At 34.8% G+C, this 2,810-nt stretch carries 2 protein-coding genes; both read right to left on the reverse strand.

Annotation, left to right across the window (positions count from 1 at the left end; all coding sequences use genetic code 11):
* Positions 1-106: 106 nt before the first annotated feature.
* A complete protein-coding gene (locus L2764_RS26590) occupies positions 107-2,353 on the reverse strand; it encodes a hypothetical protein (RefSeq protein ID WP_248943350.1) in 2,247 nt (748 codons plus the stop codon).
* Between the two features lie 264 nt (positions 2,354-2,617).
* Positions 2,618-2,810, reverse strand: a 193-nt coding sequence (locus tag L2764_RS26595) for a hypothetical protein (protein ID WP_248943351.1), incomplete at its 5' end; no start/stop codon positions are given.

The following is a 2,810-nucleotide window of genomic DNA, read 5'->3' on the forward strand; positions in this document are numbered from 1 at the left end:
GGTGTATAACGATCGGCTAAAATAAAAAATATGACCATTAATAGAAACAATAATAACAATGCAGTTAACCAAGCATTGATAGAATAAAAAAGTAATCGAAACCGTTTCATCGTTTGTCCTTTTTCAATTCAACATTCATACTCTTACTTTTATCGACAAGACCAGTAGATTGATCATAGTAAGCTGGTTTTAATATAAAATTGGAAATCGTTTGCAGTTCACTTATTACCCCCAGTAGTGCAAATTTAGCATAACAGGCCTTACTTTGTGGATATTCACCTTTAACATCAATCAGTGACGTAGATGACTCACCTTCTATTTTCGATAAAAAAGTACTTAACTTTAGTTGAAAGTCCAATATATTTTCTTTCACCCGCTTTTCAACATCAGATACCATTTCAGAGGCTTCCTCAATTAAGTTAAAAAGTACCTCTTCGTGCTCAACAAAAATATGTACATAGCGTATCTTTTCCTGAAGACTTTCAAGGTTTTTAAAAACATCATAAACAGTGATAACTTGCAAAGATAATCGACTACAGGACAAGTTAACTTGATGCATGTATTCTTCAATCATGGCACTTTTATGAAAGGTATGACTGTAATCATTAATAAGAATAAGGTTAGATCGCAGACTGAGACTCACTTGATAAAATTGCTTTTCTATTTCATCACCCCCTTCATGATTAAACTTTATCAGTGTTAATAAAAAACCTTTAGCTTCAATCAATATGTTAGCAGCTGAATTCCTAAATTGTTGACGCGGTTGTTGAGGCCAGATGAAGTGAGCCACTAAAAATGAAATAAAAAAGCCAATTAACGCTCCAATCAATCTTTCGAAAGTTTCATCAGGAGGACTTAATGGCAAAGCTTGACTACCAAATGTCATCGTCATACCAATGCAAAACTGCACACCGCCGTAGGCTATTTTAGCGGAACCCGCAGCCAAATAACTGCCAAATAAAAAACCTGCCGCCATCCATACTATGAGTAAAATTAAATGTTCCTGCGCACTGATAATGAATATACCTAAAATACTGTAACTCATACCGGTAACAATCCCAAATATCCATAATGGTAATCTTAGGTGAATACCACCAAGGTTAACTTGAGCCAGCATAACAACAATACTAATCACGAGATAACTGCTCGTAGGTACATTAGGTAAAACAATGTGAATTAGAAGAGCTAGCGTTATTGCCAACATCATCTTAATCGCGCTTTTCAAACTATCAACGTGTAGCGTTTTAACATCCATCTTCACATATTCTTTTATATCATTTTTACTCGTCATCAAATAGCGAGCATGATCACTTACTTCATTGAGGCTATTCATTAATACCGTAATATTTTTATTCGCAGCATGTATATGCACATAAATACCACTCAATTTATATGGTATTTGTATTTCATTCTTTGTTCCACTTTCCGCATTATCAAGAATAAATGCTTCCTTCGGTATTTTATTAAATAAAAAACATTGCATTAAAATATCTAAGCGACGCACTAACGACATGATTTCAAATCCAACATGTCGGCGCGCATCAATATCTATCTCTTTATCATTGAGCCTGATTAACACTGTTTCTATTAATCGGATATTGACCATTAAATGTGATAAAGCATCGAGTTGAATGAGCAACACTTGAAAATGAGGTGTTTCATGACTCAAATGATTCTTGCGTGTCTTAATTAATACTTCTATGTCATGAAGCGTATTCAAAGTGATAGCCACAGGAATACGTTCAATTTTTTCTTTTTGTATAAAGGCTTCTGCATTTTGCTTTAACAAAAAAATATATTCTTCAATCAGTCCACTATACACTTTCAATACATCTAAGCTTCTTGGTAATGGCCAAACCAATTGAGTAATAAACCAGAGGATCACTAACCCTATCAGAAACTGTACCAACCATTGAGTAGCAAATACTTCCGTCGTTTCAGAAGTTGAACTAGCAGTGAAGACAATCGTTACAGTCACGATAATTGAAAAAATAGCCGCAATTTGATGTGGCCAGCGATTACGCATTGCTTCAGCGACCCAATACGCCTGAGCGAATGAAATAAGCAAAGAAAAAAAGAAAAACAAATAAGGTTGTTGTGAAAAAAAATGAATACAAACACTCATTAATACAACGCTCAATAACACACCACAAACTAGAGAGGTGCCTGCTGTATAAGACTCATCTTTAGAAATGAACATAAGAACCAAGGCTGGTAAAATAGCAAATAGAGTCAGAGGAAATTGAAAAAAAGTCGCAAATAAAATAATGATCAAAAAAATTAATGTCCCCCTAAGGGCATTAAATAGTCTCATTTTTAACGTATAACGCTGTAGGCTACGAAATTGCTCCAATGTTCAATCCATGAAAACGATACCAGTACATAAACAATAACATAAATTATTAATAATACATTTTAACAATACTTCGGACATATTTTTAAAAAATATTCTTTGATATCGGAATCCAACGAATAGTTGAGTAGAGTAGATATCCCTTTTTTCGCTGATATCAACCAACATGAATCCTATTGTAAAAAAGTCTTTGGATGCTATGTCTCTAGTCAAAAAGCCCCAAAAAGTCTTCATCGGATTACTGCTTTCAGTACTCGTAGTGTTTCAGGAAAAGGCCACCTTCCGTAATCTGAGCCGATATTCAGCAATGAGCGAAAAGAGATTTAGCCGATGGTACGGTCGGTCGTTGTAACCGTTCACCAGCCCCCTATTGACAATAAATACCGCGATCTTATTAAGATCGCAATGACCACTTGAACGATCGTTTTTTGGTGTCATCATGCTGACATGAAAAAGA

This window comes from Shewanella surugensis, from assembly GCF_023284005.1.
In the GTDB taxonomy this organism is placed as follows: Bacteria; Pseudomonadota; Gammaproteobacteria; order Enterobacterales; family Shewanellaceae; genus Shewanella; species Shewanella surugensis.